This window comes from Leucobacter sp. UT-8R-CII-1-4, assembly GCF_030010235.1.
In the GTDB taxonomy this organism is placed as follows: Bacteria; Actinomycetota; Actinomycetes; order Actinomycetales; family Microbacteriaceae; genus Leucobacter.
The window spans coordinates 503,042-523,951 of the sequence record NZ_JASCRS010000001.1; the positions used below are offsets into that span (position 1 = coordinate 503,042).

Annotated in this window: 23 protein-coding genes and 1 pseudogene; 8 read left to right on the top strand and 16 right to left on the bottom strand. The window is 57.8% G+C overall.

What is annotated here, in order from left to right; all coding sequences use genetic code 11:
• Nucleotides 1-7: 7 nt before the first annotated feature.
• Nucleotides 8-1,207: a RimK family alpha-L-glutamate ligase gene (locus QBL02_RS02220; RefSeq protein WP_282725267.1), complete on the bottom strand. Its 1,200-nt coding sequence runs from the start codon at nt 1,205-1,207 to the stop codon at nt 8-10.
• Nucleotides 1,208-1,231: 24 nt separating this feature from the next.
• Between QBL02_RS02220 and QBL02_RS02225 the strand changes: the two genes are divergently transcribed.
• Both QBL02_RS02225 and QBL02_RS02230 read left to right on the top strand, forming a co-directional pair.
• On the top strand, nt 1,232-1,711 hold the full coding sequence (locus QBL02_RS02225; protein WP_282724720.1) for a RimK/LysX family protein: 480 nt from the start codon (nt 1,232-1,234) through the stop codon (nt 1,709-1,711).
• 82 nt (nt 1,712-1,793) lie between these two features.
• Nucleotides 1,794-2,468 (top strand): metal-dependent transcriptional regulator, encoded by a 675-nt coding sequence (locus QBL02_RS02230; RefSeq protein WP_282724721.1) that lies wholly within the window; start codon nt 1,794-1,796, stop codon nt 2,466-2,468.
• Here the strand turns inward: QBL02_RS02230 and QBL02_RS02235 are convergent.
• From QBL02_RS02235 to QBL02_RS02260, 6 genes and pseudogenes are all read right to left on the bottom strand, one after another.
• Nucleotides 2,465-3,895, bottom strand: coding sequence for a hypothetical protein (locus QBL02_RS02235; protein ID WP_282724722.1), 1,431 nt, complete (start codon nt 3,893-3,895; stop codon nt 2,465-2,467). The genes QBL02_RS02230 and QBL02_RS02235 overlap by 4 nt on opposite strands.
• Before the next feature lie 149 nt (nt 3,896-4,044).
• Nucleotides 4,045-4,248 (bottom strand): cold-shock protein, encoded by a 204-nt coding sequence (locus QBL02_RS02240; protein ID WP_282724723.1) that lies wholly within the window; start codon nt 4,246-4,248, stop codon nt 4,045-4,047.
• Nucleotides 4,249-4,537: 289 nt separating this feature from the next.
• Nucleotides 4,538-5,239 (bottom strand): annotated as a pseudogene (locus QBL02_RS02245) (NAD(P)H-dependent oxidoreductase); the annotation flags it as partial.
• Between the two features lie 258 nt (nt 5,240-5,497).
• The gene (locus tag QBL02_RS02250; RefSeq protein ID WP_282724724.1) at nt 5,498-6,370 is read right to left on the bottom strand and encodes a metal ABC transporter permease; all 873 of its coding nucleotides are present in this window, start codon (nt 6,368-6,370) and stop codon (nt 5,498-5,500) included.
• Entirely contained in the window at nt 6,367-7,107 is a 741-nt protein-coding gene (locus tag QBL02_RS02255; protein ID WP_282724725.1) for a metal ABC transporter ATP-binding protein, read from the bottom strand. Before QBL02_RS02255 ends, QBL02_RS02250 begins: the two co-directional genes overlap by 4 nt.
• On the bottom strand, nt 7,104-8,045 hold the full coding sequence (locus QBL02_RS02260) for a metal ABC transporter substrate-binding protein (RefSeq protein ID WP_282724726.1): 942 nt from the start codon (nt 8,043-8,045) through the stop codon (nt 7,104-7,106). Before QBL02_RS02260 ends, QBL02_RS02255 begins: the two co-directional genes overlap by 4 nt.
• Nucleotides 8,046-8,333: 288 nt before the next feature.
• Between QBL02_RS02260 and QBL02_RS02265 the strand changes: the two genes are divergently transcribed.
• Nucleotides 8,334-9,269, top strand: a complete 936-nt coding sequence (locus QBL02_RS02265) for an alpha/beta hydrolase (protein WP_282724727.1) — start codon at nt 8,334-8,336, stop codon at nt 9,267-9,269.
• 36 nt (nt 9,270-9,305) lie between these two features.
• Here QBL02_RS02265 and QBL02_RS02270 read toward each other — a convergent pair whose 3' ends face one another.
• Nucleotides 9,306-10,127 carry a CPBP family intramembrane glutamic endopeptidase gene (locus QBL02_RS02270; protein WP_282724728.1) on the bottom strand — a complete coding sequence of 274 codons (822 nt, stop codon included), beginning with the start codon at nt 10,125-10,127 and terminating at the stop codon, nt 9,306-9,308.
• 237 nt (nt 10,128-10,364) lie between these two features.
• Here QBL02_RS02270 and QBL02_RS02275 point away from each other — a divergent pair, with 237 nt between their 5' ends.
• Entirely contained in the window at nt 10,365-10,748 is a 384-nt protein-coding gene (locus QBL02_RS02275) for a hypothetical protein (protein ID WP_282724729.1), read from the top strand.
• Nucleotides 10,749-10,843: 95 nt separating this feature from the next.
• Here the strand turns inward: QBL02_RS02275 and QBL02_RS02280 are convergent, their stop codons facing one another.
• The 5 genes from QBL02_RS02280 to QBL02_RS02300 form a co-directional block, all read right to left on the bottom strand.
• Nucleotides 10,844-11,791 (bottom strand): hypothetical protein, encoded by a 948-nt coding sequence (locus tag QBL02_RS02280; RefSeq protein ID WP_282724730.1) that lies wholly within the window; start codon nt 11,789-11,791, stop codon nt 10,844-10,846.
• Nucleotides 11,792-11,815: 24 nt separating this feature from the next.
• On the bottom strand, nt 11,816-12,727 hold the full coding sequence (locus tag QBL02_RS02285; protein WP_282724731.1) for an acetamidase/formamidase family protein: 912 nt from the start codon (nt 12,725-12,727) through the stop codon (nt 11,816-11,818).
• A 17-nt stretch (nt 12,728-12,744) separates the two neighbouring features.
• Nucleotides 12,745-13,653 carry an ABC transporter substrate-binding protein gene (locus QBL02_RS02290; RefSeq protein ID WP_282724732.1) on the bottom strand — a complete coding sequence of 303 codons (909 nt, stop codon included), beginning with the start codon at nt 13,651-13,653 and terminating at the stop codon, nt 12,745-12,747.
• A gap of 72 nt (nt 13,654-13,725) precedes the next feature.
• Nucleotides 13,726-14,526: an amino acid ABC transporter ATP-binding protein gene (locus tag QBL02_RS02295; protein WP_282724733.1), complete on the bottom strand. Its 801-nt coding sequence runs from the start codon at nt 14,524-14,526 to the stop codon at nt 13,726-13,728.
• Nucleotides 14,523-15,449 carry an amino acid ABC transporter permease gene (locus QBL02_RS02300; protein ID WP_282724734.1) on the bottom strand — a complete coding sequence of 309 codons (927 nt, stop codon included), beginning with the start codon at nt 15,447-15,449 and terminating at the stop codon, nt 14,523-14,525. Before QBL02_RS02300 ends, QBL02_RS02295 begins: the two co-directional genes overlap by 4 nt.
• Nucleotides 15,450-15,749: 300 nt before the next feature.
• On the opposite strand from QBL02_RS02300, the gene QBL02_RS02305 reads away from it, so the two are divergent.
• Both QBL02_RS02305 and QBL02_RS02310 read left to right on the top strand, forming a co-directional pair.
• Nucleotides 15,750-16,361, top strand: coding sequence for an XRE family transcriptional regulator (locus QBL02_RS02305; RefSeq protein ID WP_282724735.1), 612 nt, complete (start codon nt 15,750-15,752; stop codon nt 16,359-16,361).
• Nucleotides 16,358-16,798, top strand: coding sequence for a RidA family protein (locus tag QBL02_RS02310; protein WP_282724736.1), 441 nt, complete (start codon nt 16,358-16,360; stop codon nt 16,796-16,798). Before QBL02_RS02305 ends, QBL02_RS02310 begins: the two co-directional genes overlap by 4 nt.
• Here QBL02_RS02310 and QBL02_RS02315 read toward each other — a convergent pair.
• Complete coding sequence (locus tag QBL02_RS02315) at nt 16,739-18,190, bottom strand: PLP-dependent aminotransferase family protein (RefSeq protein WP_282724737.1); 1,452 nt, start codon at nt 18,188-18,190, stop codon at nt 16,739-16,741. The genes QBL02_RS02310 and QBL02_RS02315 overlap by 60 nt on opposite strands.
• A 202-nt stretch (nt 18,191-18,392) precedes the next feature.
• On the opposite strand from QBL02_RS02315, the gene QBL02_RS02320 reads away from it, so the two are divergent.
• On the top strand, nt 18,393-18,854 hold the full coding sequence (locus tag QBL02_RS02320; protein WP_282724738.1) for a GNAT family N-acetyltransferase: 462 nt from the start codon (nt 18,393-18,395) through the stop codon (nt 18,852-18,854).
• A gap of 69 nt (nt 18,855-18,923) precedes the next feature.
• A complete protein-coding gene (locus QBL02_RS02325) occupies nt 18,924-19,535 on the top strand; it encodes a thermonuclease family protein (protein ID WP_282724739.1) in 612 nt (203 codons plus the stop codon).
• Between the two features lie 62 nt (nt 19,536-19,597).
• On the opposite strand, the gene QBL02_RS02330 is transcribed toward QBL02_RS02325, so the two are convergent.
• Both QBL02_RS02330 and QBL02_RS02335 read right to left on the bottom strand, forming a co-directional pair.
• A complete protein-coding gene (locus QBL02_RS02330; protein WP_282724740.1) occupies nt 19,598-20,050 on the bottom strand; it encodes a hypothetical protein in 453 nt (150 codons plus the stop codon).
• A gap of 33 nt (nt 20,051-20,083) precedes the next feature.
• Complete coding sequence (locus tag QBL02_RS02335; protein WP_282724741.1) at nt 20,084-20,893, bottom strand: sulfite exporter TauE/SafE family protein; 810 nt, start codon at nt 20,891-20,893, stop codon at nt 20,084-20,086.
• Between the last annotated feature and the right edge of the window lie 17 nt (nt 20,894-20,910).

Below are 20,910 nucleotides of genomic sequence, written 5' to 3' on the forward strand. Positions count from 1 at the left end.
AAACGGCTTAGCTCTCCGAAGCGAGATCTCGAGCTTCCTGCGGCAGCTTGCGCACCCGAGCACGACGTCTCGGCCGATCAGGAATCATGGAGCGCATCTCTTCAAGCTTGCCAAAGCAGAGCAGACGATCCTCAGGTTCAAGCACCACGTGCTTTCTCGGGTTAGGAATCACCTGCACGCCACGGTGCAGAGTGAGCACGGTAATGTCGCGATCCCAGAGACCCAAGTCACCAAGCTTTTTGCCAACATGCTCGGCTCCCGCGTGCATGAATAGCTCGGCGACACCGTAACCGGTGGAAACACTCAAACGCTGCCGCACATCAATCTCGGGGAACGCCACCTGGTTCGCGATATAGTCGATGATCGCACCGGCAACGTCAAGGCCCGTCGCCTGCTCAATGCCCTGCAACCCTGGCGAAGAATTAACCTCCATCACCAGCGGACCTTCGTCACCCTCAAGCATGTCAACACCGGCAACGCGAAGACCCATGATCTGCGCCGCGCGCACCGCGGTCTGCTCGTATGCCGCATCAAGTTGGACCGCTTCGACGCTGCCGCCGCGATGAACGTTTGAACGGAACTCGTCGCCGCTTGCTTGGCGGCGCATAGCAGCAACCACACGATCCCCCACCACAAGCGCACGAATATCTTTGCCCCGGCTCTCAGACACAAAACGCTGGATCAGCACGTTCTGTCTCGTTGAGTGCAGCGTCTCAATAATGGCCTCGGCGACCTTCACCTCTGGTGCCAGGATCACGCCGATACCCTGAGTGCCCTCAAGCAACTTGATAACCACGGGCGCCCCGCCAACGCTTTCAATAGCTGGCCGAACATCGGCACGGTTTCGCACGAATGCGGTTGCCGGCATATCAATGTTGTGACGCGACAAAATCTGAATCGCACGCAGCTTGTCGCGAGCATTTGAAATGCCATTTGCCGTATTCGGCGTGTACACATCCATCTGCTCAAACTGACGCACCACAGCGGTACCAAAATAGGTGATCGAATTACCGATACGCGGCAGAATCGCATCGTAATCGCTCAGCTGTTTGCCACGGAAACGCAGGTCAGGCTCGTCGCCAGCAAGGTCAATTGCGAAGCGCAAGGTATTCAAAACAAGCGCCTTATGACCGCGCTGCTCTGCCGCAGCTTTGAGTCGCTGCGTCGAATACGCCTGAGGGGCGCGTGAAAGAATCGCCAATTTCACGAGGATACCTGCCAAGATAGAAGCGTGACCGAACCACACCATTCAAGCACCTTCACGGGCTGGCGTGAATGGGTCAGCCTACCCGAAATCGGCGTGTCGTGGCTAAAAGCCAAAATTGACACCGGTGCGCAGACCTCAGCACTCCACACCACGAAGCTCGAAGAGTTCTCTCGCGACGGCGAAGACTGGGTCAGGTTCACCGTGCATCCCTGGCAGGACAGCGAACTTGACGAGGTTATTGTCGAGCGACCGGTGCACGACCGACGCACGATCCGAAGCTCTTCTGGGCACTCGCAGGATCGCCTGGTCGTCATTATGAATATCGGTCTGTGTGGGCGAGTCATTCCCGCTGAGGTGACACTGACCAGCCGAGACGAAATGGTCTTTCGCATGCTGATCGGCCGCCAAGCACTGCGGCAAGGGTACGTTGTCGATTCAGCAGCCTCATATCTGGGCGGAAAGCCCGGCAGCGCCGTGCGCAAGCGCAACCGAGGCCGAATCTAAGCAGGCACGCTCGGCAACTCGCCGCAATGGACCGCTAGCCCGAAACCGGGCAGAAGTGGCAGCAAAAAGGTACGCTGAATGCATGTCGGTTTCTGATCTTTCCGCAAGCACCCAGAACTATCTCAAGGCCGTATGGACCCTCGGTGAGTGGTCAGATGTTCCCGTGACCCCCTCACTTATCGCTGAGCGCACCGAGCTGAAGCTTTCTTCGGTTTCTGACGCCGTGCGAAAACTGACCGCGCAGGGCCTACTCAACCACTCCCCGTACGGCGCGGTTGAACTCACAGACACCGGCCGCGCATACGCCGTGGATATGGTTCGCCGGCACCGACTGATTGAAACCTTTCTGGTGCGGATGCTCGGCTACGGCTGGGATCAAGTGCACGACGAAGCTGAGCACCTTGAGCATGCGGTGAGCGATTTTATGATCGCGCGTATTGATGACCTCCTGGGCCATCCAACGCGAGACCCGCACGGCGATCCGATCCCTCTCGCAGACGGAACCATTGTGTCGCCAGACGCCGTTCAACTCACCCAGGTAATTCCTGGAACCCGAGTAACGGTTGAGCGAATCAGCGACGACGAGCCTGCACTGCTGCAGTTTTTCGAAGACCGTGGCATCGTGCTTGGCGCGCGCCTGCTGGTTCGCGAGGGCGCACCGTTCTCAGAAGCCATCGATGTCTTGCTTGAGGGCGAGGATCAGCCCATCGCCCTCGGCAAGATCGCCGCTGAGGCGCTCTACGTCTCGCGCGACTAGCTCTGAGTTTCCGCTGTCTCCTCGGCAGCTTCAACGACCACAGCCGCCCCCGCTACCTCGGCGTTTTCGGCCTCGTTCGTTGCGCCAACCTCAACAGCGACTTCGCTCGCGCGCTCGCCACTTGACAGCAGCGGGCGACGCAGCAGCTCGGTAAGCATCAGCACAATCAGCACGCAGACGAAGGTGCCGATAATTCCGCCGAGCCTGATCGGCCGGTTGGTGAAGAGCACCAGCACCCCGATCACAACGGTGAGCAGCACAATGGCTGAGTGCCAGCGCTCAATAAAGCGACCGAATGCGCCCGGGTTCAGACCGTGAGAGTCGGCAGCCTTACGGATCGCACGGAACGCAGTATCGAATGCCGATCGGGTGGCCCGCGCAAACTTTGATGATCCAGCGAACCAGGCACCGAATGCGATCATGAGAGTGAGCGTTACCAGAGCAAGCAGAGAAGCCGCGATCAGACCGGTGAGCTGGGCGAAGATCACCTCAGCCGTAGCCTCGGGCATAATCGACGGGCTCACCGCACTCATGAAGAACAGCTTGCCGACGCCCATACCGCCCGAGAGCAGCAGCAGCGATGCTGCGATACCGAGGGCGCCCCACGCGAGCGCGCGAAGCCGGTTGCGGGCAACGATCACGCCGGCAACGAGCATCCCGAGCACGACCCAAGGCAGCCAATAGCCGACGCCTACGGCCAGTTGATAAATCGTACGCATCAGCGTCAACGAGTCCGATTCGAGCAGCGGCACGCTCTCATCGATCACCGGAATCACCTCGGCGAAGCTAAAGCCCTGCTCAATCAGCGCCGCTTTCACCTCTGCGGTGACAACTTTGAGGTCAATCGAGAGCGTGCCGTCTTGCAGCTTGATTTCTGAGTTCGGATCCCCCTGAATTACTGCGATTGCTCGGCTGTGAGTTTCACGCAGCGTCATCTCCCAGATGCTCGCGAACTGTGGTGACTCAACGAGTTTCTGCACTCCCGTATCGATCAGGGATCGCACACCGTTTGCAGCAGCGCCCTCGACGAGTGGCAAAACGGTTTGGGTTTGCGGTGGCAGATCGAGCGAAGAGATGCCCGTGAATAGGTCACCAACAATGCCGTCGATATCTACGTTGTCCTTGATGCCGGTTGAAACTTCACCGGCAATGAAGGTCTGCACATTGGGGTCTTGCGCGAGTGGCGCGAAGGTTTCAACAAAACGGGTGGTGTCAACCAATTCGGCGCGTGCCCAGCTGCTGATCACTGCAATCGGGGCGATCAGAGCGCTCACGAAGATCAGGATGAAAGCCGTAATCGCGCGGCCCCGATGTTTTGCTGGTTTCTTTGCCGCAGCAGCATCCCCGCCCTGCTGCAATTCAAGATTTTCTGCCTCAAGCTCTGCGACCTTGGCGCGTAGCGCTTCAATCTCGCGGGTCTCAGCCATCGAACTCCCCCAGTGTTATGCGACTCAAATGCCACGCGGGAGGCGATGACACATGTTTAGATTATCTGGTCAGAGCCAGTTTTGGCTCGCATAAAAGCAAGAAAGACCGGCCGGGCTAAAGCCCGACCGGTCTTTCTTAGTCTTTGTCTTTAGAGCGCGCGAATGGTTGCCGCCTGAGGACCCTTTGGACCCTCTTCGATCTCGAACTCGACCTTCTGGTTCTCTTCGAGGTTGCGGTGGCCAAAGCCCACGATGGCGCTGTAGTGAGCGAAAACGTCACGCGAACCGTCATCGGGAGCAATGAAGCCAAAGCCCTTGCCAGAATCGAACCATTTGACAGTGCCGGTGGCCATATTGTCTTCCTTAATAGTGTCGAGGATCGTACGAACAATCCCATATGTACCCATCGACGACGCCGGTGGGTGGTCTAAGCGGAGAGCGCTGAGGCGCTGATCCAGAAGCGGAGCCGTTATCGGCTTGGGTGTCGCGCATATCCTCAAAAAGCGCGAGGGTGAAACGTATTACAAACAGCACATATTTTCAGGTGCGTACCTACTACCCTACACGGCACCGCCAAATGCGCCTAGGAATTTCCCTGCCACCCGAGTCTTAACCGCAAGCTGTTGCTACTTCACTAGCTCCTCAGCTTTCTTGACGGTGGATCGCAAGGTCGTTTCGACCTTGCGCAATCTCCGCGCGCAATACCTGAGCGATATAGTCACCGCCTCTAGCCGGGCAATAGTAGTCGGGCGTTTCGTCGCCGAGGCTCAGCAGCCGATCACTGAACCGCGAAAGCTCCTCGGCGACCCGGTCTTCATCGAGGTCGTCGGCCCGACCGATCGCGTGCAGCGGGTACACCTCCATGCCGGTGTAAAAGAGTGTGCCGTGCGTAAAGCTGAACAGCAGCGAATCCAGATCACCGGATCGTCCACGCGGGCCGACACCCGCTTCTGTCTCACCAAACGAGACAACAATAAGTGCGCGTTTGCCAAGCAAAAGTCCGTCACCATATTTTCGGGTGTAGCCGGTCGCTGGATCAATGACATCAAATCCAAAGCCGGCACTAAACACCCGGTCGATCCAGCCTTTCAGCATGGCCGGGACTGAATACCACCAGAGGGGAAACTGAAACACGATCAACTCGGCCTCGCGCAATTTACGCTGCTCATCGCGCACGTCTGCCGGCAGTGAGTGTGAGGCGGTCGCCTGTGACCATCGCTGCAGAAATGTGCCGTCCTCAGTTACGTGCTGGCCAAGGTCTGGCTCGGCAAGCACCGGCTGGAACCCCATACCGTAGAGGTCACTTACTTCAACCTCGTAGTTCCGTTCAAGCGCCGCAAGCCCGGCCTCAAAAGCTGTCGATTAAATGATTCAGCCTCTGGGTGCACATAGATATAGAGCGCCTTTGCCCGACCATTTGCCATATCGCCTACCTTCTTACAAAGAAACAAAACAGAGCTATTGCAAAAAGTAAAGCAAAAACGGCAACGCTGCTGGATCTTGTGTCACACCCTGTAATCGTGGTTTCTTCGGCTGCCCCCGAAGAAACCACGGCACCACGCAGCCAAAACACGTCTGCGCGGTGCCGTGCTGCGGTGGCGGCTAAGCCGCCACCGCGATCCCCCGCCGCTTTCTGGCAGCAAGACGCTTGCCAATCAAGCCGTGACGGGGGCTTCCCAAATACACCAGCGCGAAAACGGTTCCTTGGGTGAGTACCACCATGCCGCCCGAAGCGGTATCGAGGTAGTAACTCAGATACAGTCCGACCACCGCGCAGGCGGCCGAAAGAAGTGGAGCGATTACAAGCATGCGCCCAAATCGATCCGTAAGCAGATAGGCGGTAGCGCCAGGAATAATCAGCATTGCAACAACCAGCACGACGCCAACCGCCTGCAACGCAACCACCGAGGTGAGCGCAAGCAGGGCAAGCAGCACCGCGCCAAGCATGCGCGGGTTCAGTCCGATTGCGTGCGCGTGAGTCGGATCGAAAGCGAAGAGAGTGAAATCACGACGCTTCGCAACAAGTACTACGAAGGTGAGCGCACCAAGCACCACAATCTGCACGAGGTCCGCCTGCGAAACACCGAGCAGATTGCCAAAGATGATGTGATTCAGGTCGGTTTGTGAGGGCGTCACCGAGATCAGCACAAGGCCGAGTGCGAATAGCGTGGTAAAGACAATACCGATGGCGGCATCCTCTTTGACTCGGCTCGTGTTTCTCACAGCACCGATCAGAGCGACGGCCAAGAACCCAAAAATTACCGCGCCGATAGCAAAGGGAATACCCGCAATGTAGGCGATCACAACCCCTGGCAGCACAGCGTGCGAAACGGCGTCACCCATAAGCGACCAACCGATCAACACCAACCAGCACGAAAGCACCGCACACACGACCGACGCCACGATTGTGGTGAGCAGTGCGCGCACCATGAAATCGTAACTGAGCGGATCAAGAAAGAAGTCGATCAAGTTCATGCTGTTTCTCCGCGGTTCATGACGTCGAGACCAAAAGCTAAGGCGAGGTGTTCTGGTTTGAGTACTTCGTTTGGGTCACCGTGCATCAGCACTTTTCGCATCAGCAGTAACGCCTCGTCGGCAAGCTCAGGAAGAGCGTGCAGGTCGTGGGTGGAGACCAAAATGGTGGCGCCACCACCGGCAAGCTCGCGAAGCAGTCGGGTGATGGTCGCTTCGGATCGTTTGTCAACGCCTGCGAATGGCTCATCAAGGAGCAACACGGTCGCGCCCTGGGCGATCCCGCGCGCCACAAAAGCACGCTTCTTCTGCCCACCAGAGAGCTGCCCAATCTGACGGTTTGCGTAATCAGTGAGCTCCACTCGATCAAGCGCCTGCTCGACAGCTTCGTGGTCGGCAGCGCTTGGTCGTCGGGTGAACCCCATCTTGCCGTAGCGACCGGTCATCACAACGTCGCGTACCGAAAGCGGAAATGCCCAATCGACGTCTTCGCTCTGCGGCACGTACCCAACGGTGCCTGTTTTTCTGGCTTTTGTCGGGGTCTCACCGTGAATCGCAACCGTGCCGCTATCAGGTCGTACGATACCCATGATGGTTTTGAACAGTGTTGATTTGCCGGAACCGTTCATGCCGACAAGCCCGCACACTCGCCCCGCTTCGATTGCCAGTGTCGCCCCGTCTAGTGCGAGCACTTCGCCGTAGTGCACGGTGACATTTTCGACCTGGATCGCCGGGTTCATCGCGCGGCCTTGCCGGTGAGCGCTTCGATAATCACAGCGGTATCGTGTCGAATCAAGTCGAGGTAACTCGGCACTGGGCCGTCGGCTTCGGAGAGCGAATCGACATAGAGTGTGCCTCCGTACACCGCATCGGTGGCTTCGACCACCTGCTTCATTGGTGCTGCTGAGACCGTTGATTCGCAGAAGACCGCAGGCACCTGGTTGTCACGCACGAATTCAATCGCCGAAGCAATCTGCTGTGGCCTCGCCTGCTGCTCGGCGTTTACTGCCCAGATGTATTTCTCGGTGAGTCCGGCATCGCGGGCGAGGTAAGAGAAAGCACCCTCACAGGTCACGAGCGCGCGCTGATTGTCTGGAAGCGTGGCAAGTGCGGCATCAAGTTCGTCTTGCACCTCCTGCAATTGTGCTTTGTAAGCTTCGGCATTTTCCCGGTACTCGACTTCGTGAGTTGGATCGAGTTCGATGAACGCATCAGCCATGTTGTCGACATAAATCTGCACATTGAGCGGGCTCATCCAGGCGTGTGGGTTCGGGGTGCCTGCGTAGGCATCTTCAGAAATGTCGATGGCTTCGACTCCCTCACTCACCACGACATGGGGTACGTCAAGCCCGTCAACAAACTTCTCAAACCACGCTTCAAGATTCATACCGTTATCGAGGATCAGTTCGGCCTCTGCCGCGCGGCGAATGTCTCCGGGTGTTGGTTCGTATCCGTGGATTTCAGCGCCAACCTTGGTTATTGATTCGACGCGTAGGTGCTCGCCGGCCACGTTCTCTGCAATGTCGGAAAGCACGGTAAATGTCGTGAGTACAACGGGCCGATCATCGTCATCGTCGTGCGATGGCGTGGCAGCACAGGAGGCAAGGGTGATGGCCAGACTCAAAATGGCCGCCAGGGCCAGCGCTGGTCGGCTAAAAAATCTGGGGGTTCTTGACATGGCGAGGGTTCCTTTGCTGAAAACGAGGAATTCGAATGCAATGAAGCAAACGATGGCAACGCCAACTCTAATGTTCGGTATGACGTAGTTGCAAGTTCTGCGTAGCTTATTTGACCGTCTCATCCCGAATCATTCCGGGTCATACCTGAGTGCCGCTTCCCAAATCTGAGATTTCCACTCAGCGGCGGAGCGGTTCATTCTCGAGACCGAAGACCCGGGCGGCTGCGAAAAATACGATGAGAACACGAAGCCGCAATACCCCGCGGACCAACAGAGAGGCCAGAGAACATGCGAAAAGGCATCAAGGCAACACTCATCACAATCGGCTCGCTAGCTGGAGTGGTCGCACTCGGGCTTGTTACGACCACCATCATCGAAGCAAACGCGAGCAAGCAAGAGGCCACGCAGATTACCGATTACGGCACACGCATCAGCACGAGCGCCGGCGAGGTGAATGTGTATCAGCAGGGTGCGGGCAGTCAAACCATTGTGCTACTGCCAGGGTTCGGCACCGCTTCACCAGCGCTCGACTTCATTCCACTCATCGACGAGCTCTCTGCAACCTATCGCGTCATCGCATACGAACCACTCGGATCGGGGCTGAGCGATGACACCTCCGCGCCGCGCACAATCGAGAACTACGCCTCAGAGTTGCACGAGACTCTTGAGGAGCTTGACATCACCGATCCCGTACTCATGGGCCACTCCATTGCCGGCATTTACGCACTGAATTACGTCAATACCTATCCCGGCGAAGTCGCCGCTTTTGTGGGCATTGACAATAGCGTGCCCGGCCAGCCCGGTTCAGACGAGGCAATGGATCTCAGTTCTGCAAGCACGCTGAAGTCGCTTGGTTTGCTTCGATTGCTCAACGGCGGCGAGGATCCGCTTTACGCCACCGGCCCATACACTGAGAGCGAAAAGGAGCAGATCCGGTTGCTCACAAATCGCAACTCGATGAGCCAGGCCGTCGTGAGTGAAGCTGCACTCTTGCCAGAAAGTTTCGCGACAGTGAAAGATCAGCGTTTTCCAGCTGAGTTCCCCGTGCTGCTTTTTGTCGCACCAGATCCAACCACCCCCATTTGGAAGGATCTGCACGCTGAACAAATCAGTGGGCTCGACCACGGTGAGCTCATCGAACTTCCGGGCGAGCACTATCTGCACCACACGCAGTCGGCGCAGATCGCCGCAGAGACCAGATCGTTTCTAAGCACTACCAACTAGCAGGCATAATTTGCCCGGCTCGCCCGGTTTGCCCAGCTACGCGGCGGGCGTCGCTCCGTTGTTCAGGCGACGCCCATCGCCCTGCGATCCGCGCACAAAAAAGATCAAGACGATACCGACCAAGATCACCGGAACATTGCCGAGCTCAGCAATCTTGGCCAGCGAACTATCTCCCGGATACTGCGTGAGCAAATAGACCGAGGGGTCAGTGCTCGCGTGCAGCAAGACTGGCCAGATCAAACTGCCGGTGACTCGAAGCGCAAGATACATGCACAGGCCAAAGGCAAAGGTGTACGCCAACTGCAAGAGAGTCGCGAATAGCGACTGACCGCTGAGCATGTTGCCCACGTGCATCGCGGCAAAAAGCAGTGCCGAAACCAGCGCCACGCTCACTTCACGATATCCGGCATTGCGCATAAACCTGACTACGAATCCGCGAGTGAGAAGTTCCTCAGCGAGGCCAATCGCGAGGCCAGCAAATAGCCACGCGGCAACGATGCTCGCACCGGCTTTGCCGTAGTCGATAGTGGCAAAACGCAACACATTGGTGACCAGCACGATAGCGACAGCGATCCACATCCAGCCAGCACCAGTGACGGGCTGCCTGCCGAAGACGTCTGGCAGCCATCGCAGTGAAGCGGCAAAGGCGATCAGCAACAGAGCGCCTAGGACTATCGGCAGCGCTGTGCCCACCACGATTTGTAACGCTGGATCACTCGTCGCCTGCAGCAGAGGCAAGAACGCGAACGAGCCCAGTTGGTACAGACCGTAGTACGCCGCAACCAGGAGCAGCGAGCGCCACCATCCACCGCGATCCCAGAATTGTTGCCATTGCGTTCGTTGCATATGCTCAGCCATGGGGGTTCCTTCCGCGCAGGAATCGGTGTGTGGCAGCTTGTTGTAAATGTAGTGTCGCTGCGCGCCAACGGGCAATAGCTGTCGGAATTTTTTGAAACGACTCGCTATGTTTTACCTCTAAATGCTCTCGGAACGCCCCGAGAACACGATCGGCATACGGTCCGCCCTCAGCCAAAATCAGGCACATGACCAGGAAAATCACCTAGTTTCGGAGATACCCCCTCCGAAAGGAACAACATGTTCGCACGAACCTCCGCAATCCTCACCGGTGTTATCGCACTCCCGCTCATTCTCTCCGGCTGCGCCTCCGGTGAAACCACCGACCCCCAAAAGCCCGTGCCTGACGCCTCAAGCCAGCTCCAAGAGTTGCGTGACAGCGGCAAACTACCCGCAACGTTCCCGAAGGAAACGAAAGATCTTCGCGTCGAAGTCGATGGAAAAGAATTCGGCATTTCGTGGAAGGGCGATCGCATCTCGGGCGATTGCAAGGCGAGCGACGCAACCCCGAACTCGACAACTTCAATTCTGCTGCTTCAAGACGTCGGACTCGAAGACATTCAGAAGTGCGGAGACGTGTACCAGGCCACCCAGGCCGACGGCTCAAACGTCGCCTGGAACTAATTTCGCTTCGAGTTGGGCCCAGCACGATTGACCCTGCCGGGCCCAACTCTCACCTCAGACCTCGGCAGCAACCGGCGCTCGCAAGAGGTCGTTCCCTAGGCGTCGTGAATCCCCGAGAACAGCCGCAGCGGGTTTTCCCTGGTCATCATGTCGATGCCAGCTTCGTCAATGCCAGCCGCTCTCAAAAGATCACAGAACCCCGCGATGGCCCACGAGTAACCCAAACCACCCCGCATCTTCAGATCGCTCATATGGCAGCGGTCACTCGAGAGCAGCAACCGTTCCAACCAGCCCTCATCGATCAGTCGCGCCAGCATTTCAACCCGCAGCGAATCTGGAAAAAGGTGCTCGCGACCACAAGTATCAAATTGCAGATACACGCCTCGCCTCAACAGCGACGTGAGGTAAGCGTGATCCATGAAGGTATCAACATGGCCGATTGCAACCCGGTTCGGGTCGATGCCTTCTTCTTCAAGAATGTCGAGTTGATCCACTCCGGTCGGGTACAAAAACGCGTGGGTAGTCACGGCGGCACCGGTGGCGTTTGAGGTACGAGCCGCTGCCCTCAGCACTCGTTCCTCTGCCGGCGAAAGCGTGCCACCGTGAGTACCTATCTCCCCGATCACCCCAGCACGAATACGGCTGCCATCCGAGGCGAGCACACCGAGCTGAATCTCTTCGATCATCTCCTCGGCGAGCACCGCAGCGGAATCGTTGTACACCCGCTTCGGGTAATACGGCTCCAGATACCAGCCGGTGCCCATTACTACGTGCACGCCTGAGGCCTGCGCGATCCTACGCATAGCCTCAGGGTCCCGGCCGAGGTCACGCAACGTAACCTCGACCAGGGCATGCTGAGTGCCCGCTGCCGGAGCAATATCTTCGTTCAAATAACCGAGCTCACGAATTGCGAAATCGGGATTGTTAAAGATGTGGTTTCGATCGGCGGTCACCGAGCTGAAGTCGCAGAGCAGGTGCTCGTGCGGCAAAATCCGGTCAATCAGATCGGCGTTCACGTCGCCGAGCACTGTTCTGAGACTCATCACCACTCCATTCTCTGTGTTTCGTTAGCTGTTTGCGGCGGTCGCTTCGACGGCGCGAAGCACTCGGTCAAGCCCGCCGTCAAGCGACACCGCAACACTCGTTCGCGGGTTCACCACCTGGCAGACCTTCACGGTGAGCAGCATTCCTACCGAGAGGTAGGCAGCATCTTTGTCGATACCCTCGTACTCGGCAACCCTCGCCACGCAATATGCGGTCGCTTCTTTGAGAGCTTCTTCGACCGACGAACCGATGCCGATCACCCAGAGGCGCCCATCAATATCGCGAACGGTTGGCAAGATCGGCTCGACTGCTTCGTGGCGGTGGATCCGCAAGCGAACCTCGGCACCCGTCTCTGCACCGGTGCCACACACTTCGCCATCACCGATAGTCGCGTGAATGTCACCGATAAAAAAGCCGCCACCATCTACCGAGGCGGTGAGCCACACCGTAGAACCAACGCCAACCGCACTGAAGTCGATGTTGCCGCCGTAGTGACCGAGTGTGCGCGCAGGTTCTACCGTGTCGGTAAGCAGACCAAGCGCACCAACATGCGCTTTGGCCTCAGCTGACGCCAGCACCGGTGAAGCCGGGCCACCGGGCCGAATCTCAAGCGTCTCAGTATCAACGGCCATCACTGCGAAGCGATCCTGTCCAAGAAGCCCAAGACCGGGCCGCGTCCAGGTGTGCGCCAGCGGGTCAAGTTTCATTTCGAGAATCTCAATCCCAACGGTGTCACCTCGTTTCACTCCGGCAATATTGATGGGACCAACCACCGGGAAAAACTTGCTGGAATCGAGGTCTGCATAATCAACATCGGTGCGAATTTGACCACCCGAGGAGTCAAGAGTTCGAACGGTAAACTCCCCTCCCGGCTCAACCGAAGCAGTCATCTCTGCATCTGGCGTCAATTCGTAAAAATGTCCGAAGGTATTCAAGTGTGTTTGCTCCAAAGTCACTTCACTGGCTCGCTGTTGATTTCTACCTGGTCAAGACGGCTGTTGTCTGACACCTTCCACTTATCCATTACTTCGTCGTAGACACCGGTCTCGATGAGGTGCTGGATCGCAGCCGCAACTGCATCACGCAGTTCGGTGTTGTCTTTGTGGAAGCCCCAGCCGTAGTTGTTGCGCAGGTAGCCTTCGCCCGGCACAACCTCGATGCCGCGAGCTGAACCCTGCTCAAGACCAAACTCGGTCACGATTGGGTTTGCGATGGTTGCCACTGCACGGCCTGTCGAAAGCCAGAGCAACTGGTCGGCCGTGGTCGGCGCGATCAACACGTTGATTGGGTTGCCGCCGCATTTTGGCTGGTACTCCTCGAAGAGTTCAACCATCATGCTGCCCTCAAGCGTTGACACATCTTTGCCGCAGAGGTCAGGCAGATCTTTGATGCCCTCAGGGTTGCCTTCGGCTACCACAATGTTGTTTGCCGAAACGAGGTTGTCGACGAAGTCGATCTGCTCTTGACGCTGTTCGGTGTCCCACATTGCTTCGCTCATCATGTCGTAGCGTTTTGTGGTGACGCCGGTGATCAGACCGCCGAAGTCAGCTCGAGCCCACTCGAGTTTTACACCGAGCACAGCTGCCACCTCGGCGGCCAGGTCTGGGTTGATTCCGACGATGTTGTCGTCGTCATCAACAAACTCATATGGTGCCTGCGAAGGATCGGTGACGACCGAAATTGTGTTCTTTTCAAGAATCGATTCGGGCAGCATCTGGCGAATTTCTTCGACAATGGCAGCTTCGTCTACAGCCGTATCGTTCTCTGCCGGAGCGGTGCCAGCAGCGCAGGCTGAAAGCAGCAGGCTTGCGGCGAGGGCGGCGGGTAAAGCAATTTTGAACTGTGCAGATTTACGGGCCATGATGTTCTCTTTTCTCAGTTGGGGGACGCTCCGCCTTTGGAGCGCATTGATGAACAAAAAAGTGATGACGAGTTAGATGACTCGGCTCAGGAAGCGCTGGGTGCGCTCATGGGTGGGGTTATCAAGTACTTGCTCTGGCGGACCCATCTCTTGAATCACACCGTCTTCGAGGAAGGCCACCTGGTCGCAAACCTCACGAGCGAACCCAATCTCATGGGTAACCACGATCATCGTCATGCCTTCACGGGCGAGGGTGCGCATTACTTCGAGCACCTCGCCGACCGTTTCTGGGTCGAGGGCAGAGGTCGGCTCATCAAACAGAATCAGATCTGGTTCCATTGCGAGCGCACGAGCGATTGCGACTCGCTGCTGCTGCCCGCCAGAAAGCGAATCAGGGTAGGCACCGCTCTTGTCGGCGAGGCCGACTTTGCGCAGCAACTCCATGGCACGAGCTTCAACAATCTTTTTGTCTTGCTTCAGCACCTGCACCGGGGCAATCACAATGTTCTCGAGGACCGTCAGGTGGCCGAAGAGGTTGAATCCTTGAAACACCATGCCGATCTTTGCGCGACGTTTTGCGACGATGCGCGGTTTCAGCTCGTAAGCTTTGGTGCCTTCTCTGCGGTAGGCAACCCGCTCACCGTTGACCAGGATGTCGCCGGAGTCGAAGGTCTCTAGGTCGTTGATGCAGCGCAAGAAGGTGCTTTTGCCTGACCCGGAGGGCCCGATCAGGGCGGTGACCGTTCCCGGTTGCACATTCATGGTGATGCCGCGAAGCACCTGGTTGCCACCAAAGGCTTTGCGAACCTCAACGGCCTGCACCATGGGGCGCTCGGTCGCGGCTGCGGCACTGTTTTGATTTGCCAAAGTCATCGTTGTGCTCCCGTCTGGGTGAGGCGCTTGAAGAGCCCTCGGTTTGAGCTGCGAGTCATGGTGTTTCCGCTACGGCTGGCGTACTTCTTTTCAAGCTGGTTCTGCAGCAGCGTCGCGATCGAGGTGAGCAATAGGTACCAGGCGGATGCCACGATGAGTAGCTCAATGATGTGGTAATTACGTGAGTAGATTGTCTGCGCATTGGTGAGCAGATCCCGCGCAGAAATGACCGAAACAAGCGAGGTGACCTTGAGCATCGCAATTGCCTGGTTGCCGGTTGGCGGAATCACCATTCGCATCGTCTGCGGCAAGATGATTTTGCGCATCATTTCAAGTGGGGTGAATCCGAGAGCTACCGCGGCTTCGCGCTGACCCTTTGGTACACCGAGGATGCCACCGCGAATAATCTCGGCCATGTACGCGCCCTCGTTCAGGCTGAGGCCGATCAGCGCTGCGATAAAGGGGGTAATTAGGGCGTTTGTGTCCCAGCTCACGAATCCTAGGTTGATCGTCGGGAAGAGGAAGGCAAGGTTGAACCAGAAAATTAGCTGGATCAGCTGAGGCGTGCCGCGGAAGAACCAAAGATAGAGGTCGGCGAGAACGGTGAGCACTCGGTTTTCGGAGAGCTTCATGAGCGCCAAGATAATGCCGAGCACAATTCCGATTGCTACCGCGAGCACGGTGAGCTGAACGGTGAGCAGCACACCCTGCAGAATCTGCGGCGCGAAGAGGTACTGCCCTACTACCGACCACTGTAGGTTTTCGCTGGTGACAAGGGCTACGACGAGGCCACCCACGAGCAGCACGGCAACGCCTGCGATGACCATGCGGCCGTAGTGCTTGAGCGGCACAAATTCGAGCGGGGCGATCGCGGCTTCAGACTGTGAGGTGTCTTTGCCTTGCGGAGGAGATGTGGTTTTCAATCGGCCACCTTTCGGTCGAGCCCGAGTGGGCTTCGTCTACGTTGACGCACATTGCGCTGACCTCAAACGGGGCGACGCAAAGTCGATGAGATTCACTGTAAATGAAATTCAGTATTTCTACAACTTGATTTAATTCAAATCAAAATTTTGTTTCAAAACGCGCAAGAGGCGCTGGATCTTCCGCAGAATCTCAACAAACACCATGAAACAAATTGCAACCGACTTACTTCAAAAACTTTTCAGTGGAACTGGATCTGAACTGAAGACAAGCCGTCGCTTTACATGTACTATTCGGAGTTAATGAGTACTAACAAGCGCAAGTCCGGACTCGATGACGCCCAGCTCGGCGCACGAATCCGCGAGATAAGAAAACTAAGAAGGCTCTCACTCACCCAGCTCGGCGAGATCTCGGGAGTGAGCGCAAGCTTTCTGAGCCAACTCGAGCGCGGCGCCTGCAGCGCAAGCTTCGGCACCCTCCGCGACGTCACCGAAGCACTCGGCACCACACTTGCCGAGCTCTTCAACACCGACCAAGCCCCCGGCCCACGCATCGTGCGCCACGCCGAACGACCGCAGCTCCTCGACGGCGGCGCTCGCAAATACATGCTGAGCCCACGCCCGCTCTCACACATTGAGATTTTTGCTGGCGAGTTCGATCCGGGTGAGTCAACCGGCGAAGAGCCCTACAACCACGGCGACTCCCAGGAGTTCTTGATCGTGATTCGGGGCTCTGTCGATCAGCAGATCGACGGCCGCTCACACATCCTTGAAGCGGGTGACACCATCGAGTACCGCAGCTCACAAATGCACCGCACCGTAAATGTCGGCGACGAGGTAGCCGAGGTGCACTGGATCGTGAGTCCAGTGACCGTACCAAACACCGTAGGAAGCAACGAGGGACCACACTCATGACCGAATCGCGCGATGCCCGCTCAATCGCACTCGGAGCTACTGCAGGGCCGCAGTCGCCGGTAATGCAGCAGGTAGTCGAGGCTCAGGGCCTGGTGTTCACCTCGGGACACACCAGCCTCACCCTCGGCAAGGTCGGCGACAACCTCACGATCGAGCAGGGCAAAACCGCGGCTCGCGAAGCTATGCTGCGGCTCTTGCACTCAGTGCGAGAAAGCGTTGGCACCCTTGAGGATCTGAGCAGCGTGCAACTCAACGTTTGCGTGAATAGCACCGCAGATTTCACGCAGCACGGCGAGGTCGCCGAAGGCGCAAGCAGCCTGCTACGTGAGGTATTCGGCGAGCAAGACCTGCCAACCCGCAAGGCACTCGGCATGGCCTCACTGCCTCGCGGTGTTGCCGTGGAAATCGACGCGGTCTTCACTACTGTCGCGCGCTAGCCTGCCTGCCTGCCCCTCAATAATTCGGGCAAGCTGACTCACCCCACGAGAAATTTGCGCCGGGGTGGCCGCACCGAACGAAAAGCGCAGAAACGGTGCTGGCGGCTCGTCAACAAAAAAGTGGCGGCCATCACCGACCAGTATGCCCTCGGCATACGCCGCCGCGACAGTTGCCGAAGTACTCGACCCCTGAGGCATCCTGACCCAAAGGTGAATGCCGCCCTTCGGCACCGACTGAATACGCAAACTCGGCGCGAAGCTGCGCAGTGCAGAAACCAGCGCATCGCGTCGCTCGGCCAGCTCTAGACGAAGCCGTTTCTGATGTTTCGGCCACACCGAAGAAGTGAGCAGATCGTGCGCAATCTCCTGCATCATTGGAGCGACGCAGAGTTCATCGGCTGTGCGAGACGCACGCATTCGTTCACCAGCGGGTCCGCGCGCAACTATTGCTCCAAGCCGCAGCCCAGGAGACGCGGATTTTGAGAGTGTCAACACCGTTACTACGTGGCCGTGTTGATCTGCTGAGATTAATGAACCGGGCGCCTTGCCATCGATGTTCAGGTATCTAGCCCAGTCGTCTTCGAGCACAAATGCACCGTGCCTTTCGGCGAGTTCAAGAACTTTTACTCGTCGCTCCGGGCTCAGTACTGCGCCTGTCGGGTTTGCGTAGCTGGGCTGCAAATAAATGACTCGGGCCCTCGTGCGTTCCAGCTCATCGGCAAGACGTTCAACCAAAATGCCATCTTGGTCAGCCGGCACCGATGCGATGGTCAATCCCGCGCTCTGCGCTGCCAGAATGGCGCCCGGGTAGCTCGGGCTTTCGGTAATCACGGTGTCGCCGGGTTCTGCGAGCGTTCGCAGCGCAAACACGAGCGCCTGCTGACCGCCGGAAACAATCATGACGTCACTTGGATCGACCCGATACTCGGCAGCGAACACTCGTCGCAATTCGGCTGAACCGACGGCCGGCGTCATAGCCCAGGAACGAGCGTGTTTGGCCGCTCTTGAGGCAATCCGATGCAGGTCTTCATTCGGCAGGAGCTCCGGTGCCAGATACCCCCAAGACAGCGGCAGATGATCGGGAGTGCCATATCCGCCAAGCCGTGAAGCTCTGTCTGCATCAACCCGAGCCGGGCCAAGCGCCTGTGACTGCCAGGTGAAATCTGGTTCGGTTTGCTGAGCTCGCTCGGCAACAAATGTGCCTCTCCCCGGCTCAGCTCGAACTAACCCCAGCGCGCTCAGCTCAGAAAGCGCGGCAGAGACGGTGGCCGCACTCGCCTGAAATTCTCGCGAGAGTTCGCGCACGCCCGGCAGCTTTTCACCGGCAGGCAGCTTGGCGATCCGCCGCTGCAGAGTTTCTGCAATTAGCGCAGCTCTGTTATCGTTGAACATGAAGCCAGTAGATAACGTTACGCATCTTTTTGCAAGTCCGTTACGCTGGCTTTTCGCGTTCTCTCGACCATCCCAAAGTGCCCGTCCCCCGCAAGCGCAGGCCACTTGTGCCCTCGCGCCCGTGCGTGGCCCGCCGCGACCAATCGCCAAGGGCAAGACACACAAAAGCAGTCACGAAAACCAACACACTTTGGAGTTACTTATGGCCACCACAACCACCGTTCGATTCATTACCCCCGCAGACGAGCAGCAATGGCGCGAGCTTTTCCGCGCCTACCGCGAGTTCTACAAGCTTGAACCCTCAGAAGAAGTGGTTTCGCGCGCTTGGGGTTGGTTTATGGACCCGACCCATGAGTGCAAGGCTCTTGTCGCCGAGGTCGACGGCAAGGTGCTCGGCTTTGCGCATCACCGCCGCTTCTCATCACCATACACGGGCACCAGCAGCATCTTCCTCGACGATCTCTTCACCCTGCCAGCATCTCGCGGCCAGGGCATCGGCAGAGCTCTCATTGCTCGCTTGACCGATATGGCGGCAGCAGAGGGTCGCGCGTGCGTACAGTGGATGACCGCTGAGGACAACCACACCGCGCAGGCCCTCTACAACACGCTGGCCACCAAAACCACCTGGTTTACCTACGAGGCAGCGCCAACCCCTCGGGCATAACATGTTTCACCTGGCGGGCTAGCAAAAGGGCTTCACCGCCAGGTGAAACAATCTCGATAAGCTAAATCGGTGCACAGTAGGTCTAAAAATCGCCGTCGGAAGCTCACTCAGCGAGAGCTGATCGGGATCCTGGCAGTGCTTGCAGTCGTTGTTATTGGCACGATCTACTCATCACAACAGCAGGGCAACGACCGGCAGCCCGACTCTCCCGAAACAAGCATCAGCAGCTCAGACGGCAGCTACACAGGCGCGAGCGTCGATGATCCTGGCATGAGCGCAATCACGACGGTGTTTGATTCGGTGGTTGACGGCGACACTATTCGCACCGAAGCCGGCAAAGTTCGACTCATTGGCATTGACACCCCAGAGCGAGGTGAGTGCGGCTACAACGATGCAGCCGAACTCATTCTTGAACACGTTGCTCCCGGCGAGAAAATCACATTGCTCTTGCCCGACGGCCAAAACAAGGCCGATAAATATGATCGCCTCATTCGATTTGTGATCACCGCCGACGGCACAGACCTCAGCTTGCTGCAGTTACAGGCGGGCAATGCGGTCGCAAGATACGACTCATTTGACGGGTATCCTTCGCATCCGCATGAACGAGAATATCGAGCCGCGCAGTTGGCGACAGCTGGCACAGATCGCTCGGTGCAGACCACGACTTGCGCCGCACGCTAACCGGATCGACGCCTCGCGGATCTTGAGAAATCGAACTAGCCGCGACCACACACTAGTTGCGCCTAGTTTTCGGCGATCCCGCAGGTCTCCACAATGTGCTGACGTGCCTCCGCCCACTCCGTGAGTGCCACCTGCAGTGTTCCTGTACCGTCCGCGTTGAGCGCGCCGGCACCGTCAAGCATGCCAACCGAGATGTCATGCAGCGATACCGCAGCGTCCGGGAACACTTCAGCGACCTCGCCCTCAGCAAACTTTTGCGATTGGCTTTCGAATGCGTCGCTTACTGCCTCGGGCCTAATTTCGTTTCCGGCCGCTTCGGAGAGCGCCGGTTCAGCGAGCATCTCTTCAAGCAACAATTCTGCCTGCGTGCACGCTGCGGCCTGAAACTCCTCAGCGCTCGGCCCTTCAGACACCTCAGGTTCAACAGCTGCGGGCGCCTCGGGTGCAGCTGCGGAACAACCGGCAAGCGTCAAGCTCAGCGCGGCAACAAGGGCGATTGAGGTGTAGAAACGCATGGATCAAGCCTAGCTTGCCGACTTTTTCGCGGGCTATTGCAGCAGCGGCACCACCATGGCAATCAGCACGAGCGCAAGCAGCGCAAGGTAAATCCACGCATGCGCTCTGTCATTCAGTCTCGGTGGCCGTCGGCGCAGCACGATGATCACCGGAATCGCGCCACAGAGCAGTAGTGCGGCGGCACCAAGATCAACGATGCCCACCGCAAAAATTGCGCCCGAGACCTGGGCCTGACTGCTGAGCAAAAATACCGCGCTTGCCGGCACGCTGATCGCAAGCGTGAGCGGGTTCGCCAGCGCCGCGGCATGCGCCATTGGCAGGCCGGAACGGCGCAGCATTGGTACGGTCATGACGCTGCCGCCGACTCCGAGAAACGAGGCGATGGCCCCAATTGGTGCCCCGAGCACGGTCGGAATCGCCACCCTTGTCGAGGTTGTAGGCGACCCATTCGCCGGCCGAATGAAACCGGGGCGCACACAACCGTCAACGATGGTGATGGCAACGTAGCAGACGAATCCCCAGGAGGCGACTTCGGCGGGCACACCGATCGCAAGGAGTGCGCCGAGCAGACCGCCTAGGGCAAGCAGTAAGAGCAGTGGCACCCGCTGCTTCAATCCCGTAAGAATGCTCCGAGGTGTTGCAGCGGTTGCGGTAATCGCGTTCACCACCATGACCACAGCCGAGGTTGCTACGGCGACGGTTCCAGCCGCACTGCCCACAGCTGCATCTGCCCAAAGAATCACGGGAACAGTTACAAATCCCCCACCAAACCCAAACATCACCGTGGTGATGCCCGTCAGTATTCCAATCAATAACAGCACAATAATCGTCACTGAATCCATGCAAGTCGATCTTCGTA